This window comes from Providencia sp. PROV119 (assembly GCF_028482435.1).
GTDB lineage: Bacteria > Pseudomonadota > Gammaproteobacteria > Enterobacterales > Enterobacteriaceae > Providencia > Providencia stuartii.
On sequence record NZ_JAMPQL010000034.1, the window covers coordinates 17,446 to 34,888 of the forward strand.

12 protein-coding genes are annotated in these 17,443 nt (G+C 44.6%); 3 read left to right on the plus strand and 9 right to left on the minus strand.

All coding sequences use genetic code 11. The features are described from left to right. From PSF11_RS20000 to PSF11_RS20010, 3 genes are all read left to right on the plus strand, one after another. The gene (locus PSF11_RS20000) at window positions 1-771 is read left to right on the plus strand and encodes a thiazole synthase (protein ID WP_014656952.1); all 771 of its coding nucleotides are present in this window, start codon (window positions 1-3) and stop codon (window positions 769-771) included. After that, on the plus strand, window positions 768-1,889 hold the full coding sequence (gene thiH / locus PSF11_RS20005) for a 2-iminoacetate synthase ThiH (RefSeq protein ID WP_004924784.1): 1,122 nt from the start codon (window positions 768-770) through the stop codon (window positions 1,887-1,889). Before PSF11_RS20000 ends, thiH begins: the two co-directional genes overlap by 4 nt. Window positions 1,890-1,995: 106 nt before the next feature. Further along, window positions 1,996-2,649: a hypothetical protein gene (locus PSF11_RS20010; RefSeq protein ID WP_060561189.1), complete on the plus strand. Its 654-nt coding sequence runs from the start codon at window positions 1,996-1,998 to the stop codon at window positions 2,647-2,649. A 53-nt stretch (window positions 2,650-2,702) separates the two neighbouring features. Here PSF11_RS20010 and PSF11_RS20015 read toward each other — a convergent pair whose 3' ends face one another. The 9 genes from PSF11_RS20015 to secE form a co-directional block, all read right to left on the minus strand. Then, window positions 2,703-4,016, minus strand: a complete 1,314-nt coding sequence (locus tag PSF11_RS20015) for a uracil/xanthine transporter (protein WP_060561190.1) — start codon at window positions 4,014-4,016, stop codon at window positions 2,703-2,705. A 731-nt stretch (window positions 4,017-4,747) separates the two neighbouring features. Further along, complete coding sequence (gene rpoC, locus PSF11_RS20020) at window positions 4,748-8,968, minus strand: DNA-directed RNA polymerase subunit beta' (protein WP_004924780.1); 4,221 nt, start codon at window positions 8,966-8,968, stop codon at window positions 4,748-4,750. A 112-nt stretch (window positions 8,969-9,080) separates the two neighbouring features. Continuing rightward, a complete protein-coding gene (gene rpoB, locus PSF11_RS20025; protein ID WP_014656956.1) occupies window positions 9,081-13,109 on the minus strand; it encodes a DNA-directed RNA polymerase subunit beta in 4,029 nt (1,342 codons plus the stop codon). 348 nt (window positions 13,110-13,457) lie between these two features. Further along, window positions 13,458-13,826: a 50S ribosomal protein L7/L12 gene (gene rplL / locus PSF11_RS20030; RefSeq protein ID WP_004924778.1), complete on the minus strand. Its 369-nt coding sequence runs from the start codon at window positions 13,824-13,826 to the stop codon at window positions 13,458-13,460. Between the two features lie 60 nt (window positions 13,827-13,886). Continuing rightward, window positions 13,887-14,384: a 50S ribosomal protein L10 gene (gene rplJ, locus PSF11_RS20035; RefSeq protein WP_004924776.1), complete on the minus strand. Its 498-nt coding sequence runs from the start codon at window positions 14,382-14,384 to the stop codon at window positions 13,887-13,889. Window positions 14,385-14,687: 303 nt separating this feature from the next. After that, window positions 14,688-15,389: a 50S ribosomal protein L1 gene (gene rplA, locus PSF11_RS20040; RefSeq protein WP_004924773.1), complete on the minus strand. Its 702-nt coding sequence runs from the start codon at window positions 15,387-15,389 to the stop codon at window positions 14,688-14,690. A gap of 3 nt (window positions 15,390-15,392) precedes the next feature. Beyond that, window positions 15,393-15,821 carry a 50S ribosomal protein L11 gene (gene rplK, locus PSF11_RS20045; RefSeq protein ID WP_004924771.1) on the minus strand — a complete coding sequence of 143 codons (429 nt, stop codon included), beginning with the start codon at window positions 15,819-15,821 and terminating at the stop codon, window positions 15,393-15,395. A gap of 162 nt (window positions 15,822-15,983) precedes the next feature. Continuing rightward, window positions 15,984-16,529, minus strand: coding sequence for a transcription termination/antitermination protein NusG (gene nusG, locus PSF11_RS20050; RefSeq protein ID WP_004924769.1), 546 nt, complete (start codon window positions 16,527-16,529; stop codon window positions 15,984-15,986). After that, window positions 16,530-16,916, minus strand: coding sequence for a preprotein translocase subunit SecE (gene secE, locus PSF11_RS20055; protein ID WP_004924767.1), 387 nt, complete (start codon window positions 16,914-16,916; stop codon window positions 16,530-16,532). Window positions 16,917-17,443: the final 527 nt, after the last annotated feature.

The following is a 17,443-nucleotide window of genomic DNA, read 5'->3' on the forward strand; positions in this document are numbered from 1 at the left end:
ATGTTAAAAATTGCCGATGTGACTTTTCAGTCACGCCTCTTTACTGGCACAGGAAAATTTGCCAATCCAACATTGATGCAAAACGCAATCACTGCATCAGGCAGTCAGCTTGTTACCATGGCGATGAAACGTATAGATTTACGTGGCAATGACGATGGCATTTTAAAGCCTTTGCAAGAGATTGGGGTAAGACTGCTCCCTAATACTTCTGGTGCGAAAAATGCCCAAGAAGCTATTTTTGCCGCACGCCTTGCCCGTGAAGCGTTGGGAACTCATTGGGTTAAACTAGAAATTCACCCCGATGTGAAATATCTCTTACCCGACCCCGTCGAAACCTTAATTGCTGCCGAACAACTCGTAAAAGAAGGGTTTGTGGTACTGCCTTATTGCAGTGCTGACCCTGTGCTGTGTCGTCGTCTCGAAGAAGTCGGTTGTGCAGCCGTAATGCCACTTGGTGCACCGATTGGCACCAATAAAGGTTTAGTCACCAAAGAGATGTTACGGATCATTATTGAGCAATCGACGATCCCCGTAGTGGTTGATGCTGGGATTGGCGCACCTAGCCATGCGATCGAAGCGATTGAAATGGGGGCCGATGCCGTACTAGTCAATACCGCCATCGCTGTAGCAAAAGATCCTGTGCTCATGGCTCAAGCTTTTAAAGTCTCCCTTGAAGCCGCAGAGCTTGCCCGACGCGCTGGCCTTGCTAGCCCGAAACAACATGCTGAAGCTTCAAGCCCATTAACCGAGTTTTTGGGAGCATTACAATGAACAGCAGCTTTCGCCAACGCTGGCAGCAGCTAAATTGGGATGACCTAACCTTACAAATTTATGCCAAAAATACGCGAGATGTTGAGCAGGCTCTTGCTAGCGATACTTTAACACTTGATGATTTTATGGCATTGCTCTCCCCTGCCGCTCGCCCTTTTATTGAGCAATTAGCGCAGAAAGCCCAAAAGCTAACACGGCAACGTTTTGGTAATACCGTGGGGTTCTATGTGCCACTGTATTTATCAAATCTATGCGCTAATGATTGTACATATTGTGGTTTTTCAATGAGTAATCGCATTAAACGAAAAACGCTCGATAAAAACGAAATCATTAATGAGTGCGAGACAATCCGTAAAATTGGTTTTGATAGCCTGTTGTTAGTCACAGGGGAGCATCAAAATAAAGTGGGCATGGATTATTTTCGTGAGCATTTACCCACAATACGCCGCTATTTTAGCGCCTTGATGATGGAAGTTCAGCCACTGAGCACCGAAGAGTACGCTGAACTCAAGACATTAGGACTAGATGGTGTGATGGTGTATCAAGAGACTTACCACGAGCCAGCTTATCAACTACATCATTTGAAAGGTAAAAAACAGGATTTTCATTGGCGGCTGGAGACCCCTGACCGTTTAGGGCGGGCTGGTATCGATAAAATAGGACTTGGAGCATTAATTGGTTTATCTAACAGTTGGCGCACCGATTGCTATATGGTGGCGGAGCACCTGATTTATCTCCAAAAACACTATTGGCAGAGCCGTTATTCTATTTCATTTCCTCGTTTACGCCCTTGTGCTGGTGGTATAGAGCCGGCTTCTTTAATGAGTGAAGCTGAACTTGTGCAGCTTATTTGCGCATTTCGTTTATTGGCGCCAGATGTTGAGCTATCACTTTCAACCCGCGAATCGCCTTATTTTCGCGATCACGTTGTGCCACTTGCCATTAATAATGTCAGTGCGGGTTCAAAAACACAGCCGGGCGGTTATGCCGATGACCATGCTGAATTGGAACAATTTGCACCGCATGATAATCGTAGTGCCGCACAAGTTGCAGAATCTTTAATTCGTTCGGGTCTACAACCGGTCTGGAAAGATTGGGATGGCTATTTAGGGCGTTAATTTATCCGATAAACTTCAAGGAGGAAGTTTATCCCTTTTTTGGCTACTTTTACGTTTCATTTATCGGGCTATACTCCGTTCTCTGTTCACGACAAATGAATCATATATGATGACCCAAAAATGGTTTTTTCTACTTTTTGTCTTATTCTTTTCATTATTAATGAGTGGCTGTGCCAACGTTCGTTGGAAGCATCCAACGCCTTCGCGTGAAATCATCCAATTAATGATGTTGGAAATTCAGGGAGCCAGAAATATTGATGAAGAAGAGTTCGCCGTAGAAGAAACGCTTGCCCGATTAAAAGCACAAAAAGTATCTCATGGCACACGCCCTTTTCAGGTCGTATTGTTCGGTAAAGATCATGAAATACGAGTTGAAGGCTATAGTGAGTATTTTGATTCACTTGGCATAATTTCCGATGCCGATTTTGCGCGTTTTTCTATCCCAAATAAAAACAATATTCAGGGATACTACTACTCCTACCGCGGCACAATGAAAGCTGTGGATTACAGCCTCCCTCACATGGTAAGGGATTCAAACAGTAAAGACAGCTTAGTTTTATATACCAAACCACTCACAAACTACCAGATCACCGTGATCTATTTAGAGGGTGCCCAATATCAATTTAACTACGGCTCAATGCCAATATCAATCGGGATTTTTGGTCCCGCTAAGTCCTATAAGAATAGTTTTGATGGCCGGTTTTATATCTCACCTAGCGACAAAACAAATCGTTACCAACTCCGCTCGCCAATGTACTAATGCGTGATCTAACCTCATTATAAACGCTACATAATGAGGTTTTTCTGTATTCGTTAATGAATCTTATCCCACTTAATACTGTTTTCGAGGATCAACGACAAAATGATCCCCATTAACAAACCATTCCCTAATAATGAACTAAACATCATTGGTAATGAATCCATGACAGCATCGGGGGCTGACATTAAAAAAATACCGATAAATAATGGTAGTGCTAAACGATAAATATTGCGGGCGTTCAGTTTAATTTCGGCTAGAAATGAAAAAGAAGAGAATAATAATGGCAAATAAGTTGCCAACATCACCGCGCTACCAATCGCTAACGGTAATGAACGAAAAAACTGGGTCAATACGGCAACTGCACCAACGAATAACAGCAGTAAACTCCCAATCGTAAAAGAGACCCGCGAAGTATCCTTGGTCTGTGTAATCAAACCAATGGATGAGACAAACGGTGAAAACGGCACAACACCTAATGGTGCTGAAAATAAAGTTAAAACACCTGACGTCACAAAACTCCGCCGATAAATAGATTTTGTCGACTCTTTTTGCGGATAAAAAACATCACTGCCTCGTATCGCACCAAAAGTGTTTGAGGTATTCAAAATACCTGCCAGTATCGCAGTGATCACAATGCTTGGTTGAATATCATCTGCCCGTCCTAATGGAAAGAGTAGCCATTTAGCCTCTGAAACTGTGGAGATTTGTCCATGAAATAGCAGGCTGTAAGCCCCCCAGCCTAGAACAGTTCCACAGAGTAAAGCGTATGTGCTAATACTCGGGGGTAGAAAGACAATCATAGCGATAACAAAAATCAGCACTGCAAAGGCAAGAAAGAAAACTGGATAATTAACGGTAACGCTAGGATCTGAAACCCCAAAGGGTAGCCCTAACATCCCTTTTAGGAAAATTGAGACTAACTGAGCGCCAAGTAAAAACATAAATACGACTAAGACACCCGGTTTAAATAAGCCAGAGAGCCAGTTACCTAGTCCTGTTAGCCCTATTAATATAGTAACAATACCTGATAAAAAAATACCGACGGCGAGACTCCAACCAATAATTGCTAAAGAGGTTCCTTGCATCGACTCTGATAGCGTCACGGTTAAGATTGTTGCCCACCATAAACCGGTCGAACCTTCCATCAGTGCACGTTTGTGCCCTAAAAAAGCTTGTAGCAAACAGGCTAATGCAATAAGCAAAAAAGCGTATTGGGTGATAACAAATGTGGTTTCAGCCGATAAATGAAAGGCAGATTGCAGTGTAGGTGGAATAACAACGGTATTGCAAAAAATAAAGAAAAACCATTGGAAGCCCGAAATAAAGCTACTTTTTTTGATTATATTTTTCTGCACTGAAGACCCCATTATTTATTATTATCGATGGTTAACAGTCTAGTCGTGTTTAAATTAAATTTCTAATTATTATTTTTGGCCTATTACTTGGATATTTATCGATTATATTGAAAGGGCAGTCGCTAACAATGCTCTAAAATTAATGGTTAAATTTATTTAATTTTGAGTTAGGGAGATAGTATTTTTCTTTCATGACCTATTTTATTAAATTTGCAAATTAACTTTTAAACCTACTCTTCATATTTATTTAATGTCATAGCGATAAGTTCACATTAATCACTTTATAATAAAAGCTAATAAATAAACATATATCCTATCGCTATTTATATTTGTGATATTAATGACTATGTATATTCTTTTCTACTTAAGGACATGACATGGTGACTCGAAAATATCGTGTTATGCCTTCCATTGAGAATGACACCATCAAACATAATTTGCAGTATTCTTCTTTTGATACATTACCCGATATTTATGAAGAGATATGGCGTTGGCCATATCTAGAAATACCTACGATCGAATGCAGGATTTCATGAAATTAAAAAAGAGCCTTTAATTTCTTCCCCAAATAATTATTTTCCAGAGTTAGCCAATTATCTCGCGTGTCCGCATATTCACATTATCACTGCCAATAAGGGTTAGTGGCAAAACGGACATTTTATATTGCTGATTTATACCTACAAAAAAACCGGCGCTATTGAAGCGCCGGTTTTATTATTGTGTTTCAATCAGGCTTATAAGCCTTAATTGTTATCGCTGCTGAACCCTGCATTTAACAGTTCAGCCAGGTTAGCCGTAGCTTCATCTGCGCTGACTTGTGGCGCTTCCACAACATCATTCAGATGACGGCGACGGATACGGTCTTGATGATACGCAAAACCAGTACCTGCTGGGATCAGACGACCCACAATAACGTTCTCTTTCAGACCGCGAAGCTCGTCACGTTTACCTGCAACGGCAGCTTCTGTCAGTACGCGTGTGGTTTCTTGGAACGATGCTGCTGAGATGAAGGATTCTGTTGCCAGAGATGCCTTCGTGATACCCAACAGGTCACGTTCGAACTTAGCTGGGATCTTACCATCCTGCTCAAGTTTACGGTTAGAAACTTTAACACGTGAGTACTCAACCTGCTCACCTTCAAGGAATTCAGAGCTTCCCGCGTCAGAGATAGTCACTTTACGCAGCATCTGACGAACGATAACTTCGATGTGTTTATCGTTAATCTTAACGCCTTGTAAGCGGTAAACTTCCTGAACCTCGTTCGTGATATAACGCGTAACCGCATGAACACCACGCAGACGCAAGATATCGTGTGGAGACTCTGGGCCATCGGAGATCACGTCACCGCGCTCTACGATCTCACCTTCAAACACGTTGAGCTGACGCCATTTAGGGATCATCTCTTCATACGGATCAGAACCATCCATCGGTGTGATCACCAGACGACGTTTACCTTTGGTTTCTTTACCGAAGGAAACAATACCGCTGATCTCAGCCAAGATTGCAGGCTCTTTCGGACGACGTGCTTCAAACAGGTCAGCAACGCGTGGTAGACCACCCGTGATATCTTTAGTCCCCACAGATTCTTGTGGAATACGCGCTAAAGTATCACCCACGTTGATAGCGATGCCATCATCTAACTGAACAATTGCTTTACCCGGTAAGAAGTACTGAGCAGGCATGTCTGTGTTAGGAATAAGCACATCGTTACCATTTGCATCAACAACACGCAATGCAGGACGCAGGTCTTTACCACCACTAGTACGTTCCGCAGTATCCAGAACAACGATTGAAGACAGACCGGTTAATTCATCAGTCTGACGAGTCATTGTTTGACCATCAATCATGTCAGAGAAGCGGATAATACCGGATACTTCACTGACAACTGGCATGGTATGTGGATCCCAGTTAGCAACAGTTTCGCCACCGTTAACTGCTTCACCGTCACCTTTAGTCAGGTGCGCACCGTAAGGAACTTTGTAGCTCTCTTTAGTACGACCGAACTCATCAATCAGGCGTAATTCGGTATTACGTGAAGTAATAACCAGTTTGCCTTCTGAGTTAGTCACAAATTTCGCGTTAACCAGTTTCAGCGTACCTGGATTACGAACTTGGATGCTAGATTCTGCTGCCGCACGAGATGCCGCACCACCGATGTGGAACGTACGCATCGTCAACTGTGTACCTGGTTCACCGATTGACTGTGCCGCGATAACCCCGATAGCTTCACCTTTGTTGATGATATGACCACGAGCCAGGTCACGACCATAACAGTGAGCACACACACCGAAGTCAGTTTCACAGCTAACGACTGAACGGACTTTAACGCTGTCAACAGAGTTTTCTTCTAACAGGTCACACCATTTTTCGTGTAGCAACGTATTACGAGGAACCAGAATGTCCGCGGTACCTGGGATCAGGATGTCTTCCGCAGTCACACGACCCAATACACGCTCACGCAGTGGTTCTTTAACATCGCCACCCTCGATAACCGGAGTCATCAGGATACCTTCGTGAGTACCACAATCGTCTTCAGTCACAACCAAGTCCTGAGCAACGTCAACGAGACGACGAGTCAGATAACCGGAGTTCGCTGTTTTCAATGCGGTATCCGCAAGACCTTTACGAGCACCGTGCGTAGAAATAAAGTACTGGAGAACGTTCAGACCTTCACGGAAGTTCGCCGTGATTGGTGTTTCGATGATTGAGCCATCTGGCTTAGCCATCAGACCACGCATACCCGCAAGCTGACGGATCTGAGCGGCAGAACCACGAGCACCGGAGTCGGCCATCATAAAGATACTGTTGAAAGAAACCTGTTGTTCTTCTTCACCGTCACGGTTAATAACTGTTTCAGTTGACAGGTTTTCCATCATCGCTTTAGCAACACGTTCGTTTGCCGCAGCCCAGATATCGATAACTTTGTTGTAACGTTCGCCTGCTGTCACCAGACCAGACTGGAACTGTTCCTGAATTTCTGCAACTTCCGCTTCTGCTTCGGCGATGATCCCTGCTTTTTTCTCAGGAATAACCATATCGTCGATACCAACAGATGCACCAGAGCGTGCCGCGTAGGCAAAACCGGTATACATGATTTGGTCAGCAAAAATAACCGTTGGTTTCAGACCCAGTACACGGTAACAGGTGTTCAGCATTTTGGAGATCGCTTTCTTACCTAGCGCTTGGTTAACCAGCGAATAAGGCAAGCCTTTTGGTACGATCATCCACAAAATTGCACGACCAACAGTAGTATCAACCATACTGGTGTTAATCGTAATGTTACCTTCACCGTCTTTCACTTCTTCAGTGATACGGACTTTAACGCGGGCATGCAGTGATGCATGACCTGAACGGTAAACACGCTCAGCTTCTTTCGGGCCGGCCAGAACCATGCCTTCGCCTTTCGCGTTTACGCAGTCACGAGTCATATAGTAGAGACCCAATACAACGTCCTGTGAAGGAACGATGATAGGCTCACCACTTGCTGGTGACAGAATGTTGTTGGTTGACATCATCAACGCACGTGCTTCTAACTGAGCTTCCAGAGTTAGAGGAACGTGTACCGCCATTTGGTCACCATCGAAGTCGGCGTTATATGCCGCACAAACGAGTGGGTGCAATTGGATAGCTTTACCTTCGATCAGAATTGGTTCGAACGCTTGGATACCCAGACGGTGAAGTGTTGGTGCACGGTTCAGCATGACTGGGTGTTCACGGATAACTTCATCCAAGATATCCCAAACTACCGCTTCTTCGCGCTCAACCATTTTCTTCGCTGCTTTAATGGTTGTTGCCAGACCACGTAGTTCTAATTTGCCATAAATAAATGGTTTGAATAGCTCAAGAGCCATTTTCTTAGGCAGACCACACTGATGCAGACGCAGGTATGGACCTACTGTAATAACCGAACGACCTGAGTAGTCAACACGCTTACCTAGCAAGTTCTGACGGAAACGACCTTGTTTACCTTTGATCATATCAGCCAAAGATTTCAGAGGACGTTTGTTAGAGCCTGTAATTGCACGACCACGACGACCGTTATCTAACAGTGCGTCAACCGCTTCTTGCAGCATACGTTTTTCGTTACGTACGATGATGTCTGGCGCAGCCAGATCCAGAAGACGTTTCAGACGGTTGTTACGGTTGATCACGCGACGATACAGATCGTTCAGATCTGACGTTGCGAAACGGCCACCATCCAGAGGAACTAATGGACGTAGATCAGGTGGTAACACAGGTAGAACGTTCAGGATCATCCACTCTGGTTTGTTGCCAGATTGAATGAACGCTTCTAATAGTTTAATGCGCTTAGTCAGCTTCTTACGCTTAGTTTCAGAGTTAGTTTCATTCAACTCTTCGCGTAGTGTTTCACACTCGTTCTCAAGATCGAGGTTTTTCAGCAGACCTTGGATTGCTTCCGCACCCATTTTCGCGTCAAATTCGTCACCGAACTCTTCCAGCGCATCGAGGTATTGTTCTTCTGTCAGGATCTGTCCACGTTCAAGGCTAGTCATACCGCCTTCAACAACGACATAAGATTCAAAATACAGAACACGCTCGATATCACGCAGAGGCATATCAAGTAACAAACCGATACGGGATGGCAGTGATTTTAAGAACCAGATGTGTGCTGTCGGAGAAGCAAGTTCAATATGCCCCATGCGCTCACGACGAACTTTAGTCTGGGTGACTTCAACGCCACACTTCTCACAAATCACACCGCGGTGTTTTAAACGTTTGTACTTACCGCACAGACATTCGTAGTCTTTTACTGGCCCGAAAATACGCGCACAGAAAAGGCCGTCACGCTCAGGTTTGAACGTACGGTAGTTAATGGTTTCTGGCTTTTTCACTTCACCGAATGACCATGAACGGATCATATCAGGTGATGCCAGAGCAATTTTGATCGCATCAAACTCTTCGGTCTTGGTTTGCGCTTTCAGAAACTTAATTAAGTCTTTCACAAAATGGCTCCTGTCGGAGTTAGACCTGTCAGGTGAGAGGCCCCTGCCTCTCCCCTAATCCCAGTACTTATACTGGCCGGAAGACTAAAATTAGCCTTCCGGTACAAACGAATTACTCGTCTTCCAGTTCGATGTTGATACCCAGTGAACGGATTTCTTTCAACAATACGTTGAAGGATTCCGGCATACCAGGTTCCATCTGATGGCTGCCATCGACGATGTTTTTATACATCTTCGTACGGCCGTTAACGTCATCCGACTTAACAGTCAACATCTCTTGGAGTGTATAGGCTGCACCGTATGCTTCCAGTGCCCACACTTCCATCTCCCCGAAACGCTGACCACCGAACTGAGCTTTACCACCCAGCGGTTGCTGAGTAACCAAGCTGTAAGAACCAGTAGAACGGGCGTGCATTTTATCGTCAACCAAGTGGTTCAGTTTCAGCATGTACATGTAACCAACAGTTACTTGACGCTCAAACTTCTCACCAGTACGGCCGTCGAACAATGTAATCTGACCAGAAGTTGGCAGACCACCCAGTTTCAACAGTTCTTTAATTTCAATTTCTTTCGCACCATCAAACACTGGCGTTGCGATTGGCATACCTTTTTTCAGGTTCTCAGCCAGACGCAATACTTCTTCATCAGAGAAAGTATTCAGATCCACTTTTTGACGTGGGTCATCACCAAGGTCATAGGCTTTCTGGATAAACTCACGCAGTTTGGCAACTTCTTGCTGCTGTTTAAGCATAGCATTAATTTTGTCACCAATACCTTTCGCAGCCATACCCAAGTGGGTTTCCAGAATCTGACCGATGTTCATACGTGAAGGTACGCCCAGTGGGTTCAGAACGATGTCTACAGGGTTACCGTTTTCATCGTAAGGCATGTCTTCAACTGGGTTGATTTTTGAGATAACACCCTTGTTACCATGGCGACCCGCCATTTTATCACCCGGTTGGATCTGACGTTTAACAGCCAGATAAACCTTAACAATTTTCAGTACGCCTGGAGCCAGATCATCACCTTGGGTGATCTTACGACGCTTAGCATCGAGTTTTTTCTCAAACTCAGATTTCAGCTCATCGTACTGCTCAGCAAGTTGCTCTAACTGGTTCTGTTTCTCTTCATCAGCCAGAGACAGCTCTAACCAGCGATCGCGAGGCAGTTTGTCCAGTTTCTCTGCTTCAATTCCGCCACTGATCAATACAGAACGGATACGAGCAAATATACCGGCTTCGAAAATACGTAACTCTTCAGTTAAGTCTTTCTTAGCATCACGTAATTGTGTTTCTTCGATTTCCAGCGCACGCTTGTCTTTTTCTACGCCATCACGGGTAAATACTTGTACGTCAATAACCGTACCAGAAACACCGTTAGGAACGCGTAGAGAAGAGTCTTTAACGTCAGACGCTTTTTCACCAAAGATTGCACGTAGCAATTTCTCTTCTGGTGTCAGTTGGGTTTCGCCTTTCGGCGTCACTTTACCAACTAGGATATCGCCGCCTTTAACTTCAGCACCGATGTACACGATACCAGACTCATCGAGTTTAGAGAGTGCCGCTTCACCGACGTTAGGAATATCAGCAGTAATTTCTTCAGGCCCCAGTTTGGTGTCACGAGACACACAAGAGAGTTCCTGAATATGGATGGTTGTAAAACGGTCTTCTTGAACAACACGCTCAGAAACGAGGATGGAGTCCTCGAAGTTATAACCATTCCATGGCATGAATGCCACGCGCATGTTTTGGCCAAGTGCCAATTCACCTAGGTCAGTTGAAGGACCATCAGCTAACACGTCACCACGTTCAACTGGTTCACCTAAAGATACACAAGGCATCTGGTTAATACAGGTGTTCTGGTTAGAACGGGTATATTTGGTTAGGTTATAAATATCGATTCCAGCTTCACCCGGATACATCTCATCTTCATTAACTTTAATAACGATACGAGAAGCATCAACGTACTGAACTGTACCACCGCGTTTTGCAACTGCTGTTACACCGGAGTCAACAGCAACCGCACGTTCCATACCTGTACCCACTAATGGTTTATCAGCGCGTAAAGTTGGAACCGCTTGACGTTGCATGTTCGCACCCATCAATGCACGGTTAGCATCATCGTGTTCAAGGAATGGGATCAGTGACGCACCAACAGAAACAACCTGTTGCGTCGAAACGTCCATATATTCAACTTGATCGCGGCTGAACAAGCTTGATTCACCACGGTTACGACAAGTGATCAGTTCTTCAACGAAGCTACCATCTTCCGCCAATACGGTGTTTGCCTGAGCAATGATGAAGTTTCCTTCTTCAATTGCTGACAGATAGTGAATTTCGTCAGTAACGATACCATCGCGCACTAAACGGTAAGGTGTTTCTAGGAAACCATACTCGTTAGTCTGTGCATAAACAGACAATGAGTTAATCAGACCGATGTTCGGACCTTCAGGGGTTTCGATTGGACAAACACGACCGTAGTGAGTTGGGTGAACGTCACGTACTTCAAAGCCCGCACGCTCACGAGTCAGACCGCCTGGGCCTAACGCTGAGATACGACGTTTGTGTGTGATTTCTGACAGTGGGTTGTTTTGATCCATAAATTGAGACAATTGGCTGGAACCAAAGAACTCTTTCACTGCCGCAGAAATTGGCTTCGCGTTGATCATATCTTGTGGCATCAATGCATCGAGGTCGCCCAGAGAAAGACGCTCTTTCACTGCACGCTCAACACGGACCAGACCGACACGGAACTGGTTTTCTGCCATTTCACCAACAGAACGAATACGACGGTTACCTAAGTGGTCAATATCGTCGACTTCGCCTTTACCGTTACGGATATCGATGAGCTTACGCATAACATCAATGATGTCTTCTTCACTCAGGATACCAGAACCTTCGATTTCATCGCGGCCCAGTGAACGGTTGAACTTCATGCGACCTACCGCAGACAAGTCGTAACGATCTTCTGAGAAGAACAGGTTATCGAACAGGTTTTCAGCCGCTTCACGTGTTGGTGGCTCACCAGGGCGCATCATACGGTAGATTTCTACCAGCGCGCTCAGGCGGTCATTTGTTGGATCGACACGCAGGGTTTCAGAAATGTAAGCACCGTGGTCTAAGTCGTTGGTAAACAATGTTTCAATTGTTTTATGACCCGCTTGGCTCAGACGTGCCAACATATCTAATGAAAGTTCCATGTTAGCTGCACAAATCAGCTCGCCAGTACTTTCATCAATGTAATCTCTTGCGACTACTTTACCCGCGATATATTCAACAGGCACTTCAATGCTGTTGACTTCTTCTTTTTCTAGCAAGCGGATATGACGTGCAGTGATACGACGGCCTTTTTCAACATAGACTTTGCCGTTTGCTTCAATATCAAATGAAGCAGTTTCACCACGTAGACGCTCAGGAACCAGCGTCATCATCAGCTTGTTATCACGGATTTGGAATACAGTTTTGTCGAAGAACAAGTTCAGAATGTCTTCGGTGCTGTAATCCATTGCACGTAGAATAATGGTCGCAGGTAATTTACGGCGACGGTCGATACGTACAAACAGGTTATCTTTCGGATCGAATTCGAAATCAAGCCATGAACCGCGGTAAGGGATAATACGCGCGTTGTACAGGACTTTACCTGAGGAGTGTGTTTTACCTTTGTCGCTGTCGAAGAACACACCAGGGCTACGGTGTAACTGAGAAACGATAACACGCTCAGTACCGTTGATAACGAAGGTTCCGTTTTCGGTCATGAGTGGAATTTCACCCATGTAGACTTCTTGTTCTTTGATGTCTTTTACAGTGCCTTCTGGTGCTTCACGCTCATAAACAATGAGGCGCAGCTTAACACGCAGTGGTGCAGAGTATGTGACGCCACGGATTTGACATTCTTTAACATCAAAAACAGGCTCACCTAGACGATAGCTGACATATTGCAGTTCAGCATTACCGCTGTAGCTCTGAATAGGAAACACAGAACGGAAAGCTGCTTCCAGCCCGTTCTGACCATCAGGATCTTGCTCGATAAACTTCTGGAACGAGTCAAGTTGGATAGAAAGGAGATAAGGTACATCCAACACTTGTGGACGTTTACCAAAATCCTTACGAATACGTTTTTTCTCGGTATAGGAGTAAACCATAGGGTTCCTCAGCTCGCTGATCAGTGACCCACTCTGTCCGTCCATAAGGACAGCATCGATAACGCTATTTTTTGAAATGGAAAATGAACACTTTCCGTAATACTCATTGCTATTACTCTTAAATCATTTCATTGTGCCACTCTGACTACCGAGCTACCCGAGCGGGTCGTAGCTGAGAACACAGTATATTAAGTCGTCAATAGAAAGAAGTATTGGAGGGTTTGTTAACATCAAAATTGCGTGAAAAAGCTGTTAACACCCAATCACGCTTTACAGCGCAAAAAGGCTGGTGATTAAAAAATCACCAGCCATCAGCCTTTAAGTTAGGCTGCAAACTGAAGACTGAACTTATTTAAGCTCAACAGAAGCGCCTGCTTCTTCAAGAGATTTTTTCAGAGCTTCAGCTTCGTCTTTGCTAGCACCTTCTTTAATAGTTGCTGGCGCAGATTCTACCATATCTTTAGCTTCTTTCAGACCCAGACCGGTCGCACCGCGAACTGCTTTGATAACAGCAACTTTGTTACCGCCAACAGAAGCCAGAACAACGTCGAACTCAGTTTTTTCTTCAGCAGCTTCAGCAGCAGCACCTGGAGCAACAGCAACAGCTGCAGCAGCAGAAACGCCGAATTTTTCTTCCATCATAGTGATCAGTTCAACAACGTCCATTACAGACATTTCAGCAACTGCGTCAAGGATTTGGTCTTTAGTGATAGACATAACAAGTGTTCCTAAAATTCAGAAATAGTTTATACGTTAAAAAGCAACGAAGGAAAGGGCTTATGCAGCTTCTTTCTGATCGCGCAGAGCAGCCAGAGTGCGAACCAGTTTGCCTGCAGCGGCTTCTTTCATGGTTGCCATCAGGCGTGCGATTGCTTCTTCGTAAGTTGGGAGTGTTGCCAGACGATCGATATCTTTCGCTTGGATTAACTCACCTTCAAAGGCCGCAGCTTTAATCTCAAATGCTGGATTCGCTTTCGCGAACTCTTTGAACAGACGAGCAGCAGCGCCCGGGTGTTCGTTAGAGAAAGCAATCAAGGTTGGACCAACAAACGCGTCTTTCAGGACTTCGTAAGAAGTACCTTCAACAGCACGACGGATCAGCGTGTTACGAACAACACGGATGTAAACGCCAGCTTCGCGACCTGCTTTACGCAGTTCAGTCATTTTTGCTACAGTTACGCCGCGTGAATCAGCAACAACTGCAGAAAGCGCGCCTTTGGCTACTTCGCTGACTTCAGCAACAATCGCTTGTTTGTCTTGAAGATTTAGTGCCATTAGCTTCTTGCTCCTGGATTAACCGGGAAACCCCGGGGACTCACATCACCCAAACACGACATGTGTTGAGCGCTAAAACACGGTGAGCAGAAGCCAGAATAAAATTCTTGGTATCTCTGTCACCGTCTACGCAGGTAGATTAAGTATTGCTACACCTGCGGTCTTGGACGGGGTCTGGAAAGGCCAGACTCCATACCGAAATTCGCGGTTTACTAATACTAAAATAGTACTAGCAAACTCAAGGCGTCAGATTTTATACAAATCTGACGCAAAGGTAAAGTTTAATTACTAAAAGTATTAGTATTAAACTGCTGCTGACAGACCAGCTTGGTCGATAGCAACACCTGCACCCATCGTAGTAGACAGGCTAACTTTCTTGATGTACACGCCTTTAGCAGAAGCTGGTTTTGCTTTTTTCAGCGCAATCAGCAGTGCTTCTAGGTTTTCTTTCAGTTTGTCAGCATCAAAGTCAACTTTACCGATAGTGGTGTGAATGATACCGTTTTTGTCGTTACGGTAACGAACCTGACCTGCTTTAGCATTTTGAACTGCTTCAGCAACGTTAGGTGTTACAGTACCCACTTTCGGGTTTGGCATCAGACCACGTGGACCCAGGATTTGACCTAATTGGCCAACAACGCGCATTGCATCTGGAGAAGCAATAACAACGTCGAAATCCATCTCACCAGCTTTAATTTTATCAGCCAGATCGTCCATACCAACCAGCTCAGCACCAGCAGCTTTAGCTGCTTCAGCGTTTGCACCTTGAGTAAAGACTGCAACGCGAACTGAACGGCCAGTACCGTGTGGCAGTACAGTTGCACCACGTACGTTCTGATCAGATTTACGAGCGTCGATGCCGAGGTTAACAGCAACGTCAACGCTTTCTACGAATTTAGCAGTCGCTAATTCTTTCAGCAGAGCAACGGCTTCGTTGATGTCATACTGTTTAGTTGAATCAACTTTTTCACGGATATTGCGCATGCGCTTATTCAGTTTAGCCATTGATTAGTCCTCCACAACCAGGCCCATGGAACGAGCAGTACCTTCGATTGAACGCATCATAGCGTCAACATCAGCACCAGTCATGTCCGCAGCTTTAGTTTCAGCGATTTCGCGAATCTGAGCAGAGGTTACTTTACCAACTTTCTCTTTGTTCGGCTTACCAGAACCAGACTTAACGCCAGCCGCTTTTTTCAGCAGAATTGCAGCCGGTGGAGTTTTGGTAACGAAAGTGAAAGAACGGTCTGCGTAAACAGTGATAACAACAGGAATTGGCAAACCTTTTTCCAGGCTGTCTGTTTTTGCGTTAAACGCTTTACAGAATTCCATGATGTTCACACCTTGTTGACCCAGCGCTGGACCAACCGGTGGGCTTGGGTTAGCCATACCAGCCGCAACTTGCAGCTTAACGTAGGCTTGTACTTTCTTAGCCATGTATATTTCCTCTAGATGGGTGATAGCGCCTAATTTTAGGCTCCCCGTTAATTAACACGCCCCGCAATTTGTTAACCAAATAATGCAAAGCGTAAAAAACAAAAGGCGCGAAATTGTAGTCAAATTTCACACCTTTTGCAAGCCAGTTTTTGCCGTAAAAAGTTAGACTTTTTCGACTTGGCTGAAATCTAATTCGACAGGCGTTGCACGACCGAAAATAGAAACAGAGACCTTCAAGCGGCTCTTTTCATAGTCGATTTCTTCAACCACACCGTTAAAGTCAGCGAATGGACCTTCGCTAACACGCACCATTTCACCTGGCTCAAACAATGTCTTAGGACGTGGTTTGTCGCCAACTTGCTGTAGGCGATTCATAATCGCATCGACTTCTTTATCACTAATTGGTGCTGGACGATCCGACGTTCCACCGATGAAGCCCATCACACGCGGTACACTACGTACTAAGTGCCATGAATCATCATTCATAACCATTTGAACTAATACATAGCCTGGAAAAAACTTACGTTCGCTTTTGCGACGCTGACCACTACGGATCTCAACAACTTCTTCGGTTGGAACCATGACTTCGCCGAAAGAGTCTTCCATACCATGCAATTTGATATGTTCACGTAGTGATTGCGCTACACGGCCTTCAAAACCAGAGAAAGCCTGAATAACATACCAGCGCTTTTTAGGTGAATCTGACATTTAGAATAACCTCAGGCTTGTAATAATCGAAACTAAACGCACTAGGATACCATCTAATCCCCACAGTATTAATGACATAACAGCCGTTACTGCAGCAACAATCAAAGTCGTTTGTAATGCTTCTTGGCGAGTTGGCCAAATCACTTTTCGCATCTCAATGCGAGCTTCACGCGCAAACGATAGTGCTTGTTTCCCCTTTACGGTCCACAAAGCGACAGCACCTGCAATGGCGACAATAGCCACAACAGCAAAAGCACGCAGCGCGAGGTTATATTGACGGAAGTAATAGTTGCCAGCTATAGCAATCAGTAGTAGGACAGCTACCACCACCCACTTAAAGACGTCTACACTGCGTCCACTTCCTTGAGCTTCGCTATTCGCACTCATAATTCAACCTGTTACCATGAAGTATGTATAAAGCCTGTTAGCCTACAAAACGGTAAAGCAAACAGACCGAACCAATAGAATATGCCAACATATCCCTTATGTACCCGCCGAGCTTGCTAAGTCAAACAGGGAGTATCGTTGACAATACCTGCAAAAGTAAAAGTGTCGTCAGCGAGCAAAAAGACAATTGCGCCCTATCTACTTTCCGCAGGTCATTACTGGCATGCTCAGCAAATTTTTCGCCACGATATTATGAAAATGAATTTCTTAATGTGGCAGCGGTAAAATATACCATATCTTCTGAGCAAAACCTTAATAAATCTCATATAACTGCATAAAGCTGGTGATACAGCCGTTATTTCGTTGCATCAGAGCCTATCTCACCAATAATTAGAACAACTATTGATGAGATAGGTTCTTAATTTTACAACGCATATACTCACAATCCATCGGGTCATATAGTTAGTCTATATAACTCGAATAATTTTAAGTATAAAAAGGGCATCCTATAGATGCCCCTTTTCACT

What these genes read in the sequence shown, in the direction of transcription:
- PSF11_RS20000 (WP_014656952.1), top strand. Translation starts at nt 1, where the DNA reads ATGTTAAAAATTGCCGATGTGACTTTTCAGTCACGCCTCTTTACTGGC.
- thiH (WP_004924784.1), top strand. Translation starts at nt 768, where the DNA reads ATGAACAGCAGCTTTCGCCAACGCTGGCAGCAGCTAAATTGGGATGAC.
- rplK (WP_004924771.1), bottom strand. Translation starts at nt 15,821, where the DNA reads ATGGCTAAGAAAGTACAAGCCTACGTTAAGCTGCAAGTTGCGGCTGGT.
- rplL (WP_004924778.1), bottom strand. Translation starts at nt 13,826, where the DNA reads ATGTCTATCACTAAAGACCAAATCCTTGACGCAGTTGCTGAAATGTCT.
- rplJ (WP_004924776.1), bottom strand. Translation starts at nt 14,384, where the DNA reads ATGGCACTAAATCTTCAAGACAAACAAGCGATTGTTGCTGAAGTCAGC.
- nusG (WP_004924769.1), bottom strand. Translation starts at nt 16,529, where the DNA reads ATGTCAGATTCACCTAAAAAGCGCTGGTATGTTATTCAGGCTTTCTCT.
- rplA (WP_004924773.1), bottom strand. Translation starts at nt 15,389, where the DNA reads ATGGCTAAACTGAATAAGCGCATGCGCAATATCCGTGAAAAAGTTGAT.
- PSF11_RS20010 (WP_060561189.1), top strand. Translation starts at nt 1,996, where the DNA reads ATGATGACCCAAAAATGGTTTTTTCTACTTTTTGTCTTATTCTTTTCA.
- PSF11_RS20015 (WP_060561190.1), bottom strand. Translation starts at nt 4,016, where the DNA reads ATGGGGTCTTCAGTGCAGAAAAATATAATCAAAAAAAGTAGCTTTATT.
- rpoB (WP_014656956.1), bottom strand. Translation starts at nt 13,109, where the DNA reads ATGGTTTACTCCTATACCGAGAAAAAACGTATTCGTAAGGATTTTGGT.
- secE (WP_004924767.1), bottom strand. Translation starts at nt 16,916, where the DNA reads ATGAGTGCGAATAGCGAAGCTCAAGGAAGTGGACGCAGTGTAGACGTC.